The sequence below is a fragment of the Aeromonas sp. R1-1 genome (assembly GCF_040908495.1).
Classification (GTDB): Bacteria; Pseudomonadota; Gammaproteobacteria; order Enterobacterales; family Aeromonadaceae; genus Aeromonas; species Aeromonas veronii.
In genome coordinates this window covers 1-2,504 of sequence record NZ_JBFODV010000262.1, presented here as the reverse complement: position 1 = coordinate 2,504, position 2,504 = coordinate 1, and the positions used below count along the sequence as shown (strand labels likewise).

General features: G+C 59.2%; 3 protein-coding genes. 2 read left to right on the top strand and 1 reads right to left on the bottom strand.

From position 1 onward, the window contains the following. Positions 1-1,047 (bottom strand): DEAD/DEAH box helicase (locus AB5Y92_RS17755; RefSeq protein WP_368227287.1); only part of this gene is annotated, 1,047 nt, incomplete at its 3' end. A 287-nt stretch (positions 1,048-1,334) separates the two neighbouring features. Here AB5Y92_RS17755 and AB5Y92_RS17750 point away from each other — a divergent pair. Further along, positions 1,335-1,913 (top strand): O-methyltransferase, encoded by a 579-nt coding sequence (locus tag AB5Y92_RS17750; RefSeq protein WP_368227286.1) that lies wholly within the window; start codon positions 1,335-1,337, stop codon positions 1,911-1,913. A gap of 11 nt (positions 1,914-1,924) precedes the next feature. Continuing rightward, a complete protein-coding gene (locus tag AB5Y92_RS17745) occupies positions 1,925-2,323 on the top strand; it encodes a nuclear transport factor 2 family protein (protein WP_252656920.1) in 399 nt (132 codons plus the stop codon). Positions 2,324-2,504 lie beyond the last annotated feature (181 nt).

Sequence of the window (2,504 nt, the reverse complement as noted above, 5' to 3'; positions counted from 1 at the left end):
GCTGACGAAGGAGATGGCCATGCCGCGCTTGCCGGCACGACCGGTACGGCCGATGCGGTGGACGTAATCTTCCGCCAGGAACGGCAGATCATAGTTGACCACGTATTCCAGATCCGGAATATCCAGACCACGGGCGGCCACTTCGGTGGCGACCAGTACCCGTACCTTGCCTTCCATGAATTCGCGCAGGGCGCGGCGACGGTTGCCCTGGGCCTTCTCGCCATGGACAACGGCGGACTTGATGCCGTCGAGGTTCAGCTCCTCGACCAGCACATCACAGCTCTCGCGGGTACTGGCGAACACCAGCACCTGCTGCCAGTTCTGCTTGCCAATCAGCTCTGAGAGCAGCTCGCGCTTGCGCTTCTGCTCGACCGGATAGACGGTGTGGCTGACGGTGTCGGCGGTGGAGTTCTGCTTGTTGACGCTGACGATCTGCGGTCTGTCCAGCATCAGGTTGGCCAGCTTCTTCACCGCGTCGGAGAAGGTGGCGGAGAAGAGCAGGTTTTGACGGGTTTTGTTGACCGCTTGCAGGATCTTTTGCACATCGGCACTGAAGCCCATGTCAAGGATGCGATCCGCTTCATCCATCACCAGACACTCGACGCCGGAGAGGCTGAGGTTGCAGGCGGTGAGGTGCTCCAGCAGACGGCCCGGGGTGGCCACAATGATGTGAGCGCCCGCTTTGAGCTTCTTGGCCTGCACGTCCTGCTTGCCACCGCCGACGATGGTGATGGTGGTGATATCGAGATACTTGGCGAAGTCATTGATGTTGCTCGCCACCTGAGCCGCCAGCTCGCGGGTCGGGGTCAGGATCAGCCCCCGGGCGTTGGAAGGCTGGACCGGCGCCGGATTGTCTACCAGACGCTGCAAGATGGGCAGGGCGAAGGCGGCGGTCTTGCCGGTACCGGTCTGGGCGCTGGCCAGCACATCGCGGCCACGGCGAATGGCCGGGATCGCCTGTTGCTGCACAGGGGTCATCTCCTGATAACCGCAATCTGAGACAGCACGCAAAATCTCGGGGGCAAAATCGAACGATTCAAATCTCATAATGGGTTCCTGTGTTCCAGCTGGGCTGTGTTTGGCTTGGTTAGCTCGGCATGAGCGAGACGGAGGTTGTAACCACCGACGGCTGCGCCTGACATCAAGTCAGAGAGTGAGCCGGAAAATGGCGGGCGCGAAGTGTAACAGATAGACGTCACAAATTCTGCCTCAAATGGTTGTCCTTTTCTCATCCTTTGTGGTGTGAATGGCGATTGAAAGCAATCATTTGACTCCCAAATGCCAAGCTTGGAGGTGTGGGCTAACGGTTTTGGGCAAGGACGAAAGGGATATCGATGGAACTGGAACAGTTAAAACGCCAGCTGGAGCAGCTGGGCGAGCGCAATGACAGCATGCAGCAGGCACGCCACCGCAAGCTGCTCAATATCACCCGCGACACGGGGGTGTTGCTGTCAGTGCTGGTGCAGACCCGTGGGGCGCAGGCGGTGCTGGAGATCGGCACCTCCAATGGTTACTCCACACTCTGGCTGGCAGAAGCTGTGCGTCGGCTGGAGGGGCACGTTACCACCATTGAGCTGGATGAGGATAAGCGCGTGCTGGCCCATGACAACTTTCAGAGGGCAGGGCTGGCCCCCTGGGTAACCTTGCTGGCAGGGGATGCGAGTGAGCTGTTACCGACCTTGCCGCAAGCCGGCTATCAGCTCATCTTCCTCGATTCGGATCGTCAGAACTACCGGGCATGGTGGCCGCAGATCCGCCGTCTGCTGGCCCCCCGTGGCCTGCTGGTGGTCGATAACGCCATCTCCCATCGCAGCGAGATGGTGGAGTGGATGAACGAGGTCGGGCAGGATCCGGCCTTTGCCACCTCGCTGGTGCCGGTCGGCAAGGGGGAGTGGCTGGTGGTGCGTTTGTAGGGAGAGTGAGTATGGAATTGAACACCATGGAGCCAAAAGCAGTGGTAGAGGCCTATTGGCAGGAGATGCAGAGCAATGACTTTGCGAAGGCGGCAAGCTGGCTGGGAGATGATTTTTTCTGTGACTGGCCCCAATCGGGAGAACGGATTGTGGGGCGAGAGAATTTTATTGAGATCAATCGTCGCTACCCCGCAGCTGGCCTGTGGCGCTTCGAGATTGTCCGTCTTCTGGCACAAGGGAGTGAGGTGGTCAGTGAGGTGCTGGTCAGCGATGGGGTCGTAAATGCTCGCGCCGTCACATTTCACCATGTTGCGGAAGGTAAAATTCAACAGCAGACCGAGTATTGGCCCGATGAGTATGCCGCGCCAGAATGGCGCAGTTCTTGGGTTTGTCCGATGCCAAAGAGTTAGCCATCGCTATTCACTGGCGGCATGTCAAAGAAATCAGCCCCGCATTGGCGGGGCTGATAGTGAAAGTGCATCACGGTCTTGGCCGGTCGGATCAGACCGCCAGATAGTCCATGATCCCTTCGGCCGCTTTGCGCCCTTCGTAGATGGCGGTCACCACCAGATCGGAGCCACGTACCGCGTC

Bases quoted from the DNA above. Each gene is read 5' to 3' on its own strand.
- AB5Y92_RS17750 (WP_368227286.1), top strand. From the start codon at position 1,335: ATGGAACTGGAACAGTTAAAACGCCAGCTGGAGCAGCTGGGCGAGCGC.
- AB5Y92_RS17745 (WP_252656920.1), top strand. From the start codon at position 1,925: ATGGAATTGAACACCATGGAGCCAAAAGCAGTGGTAGAGGCCTATTGG.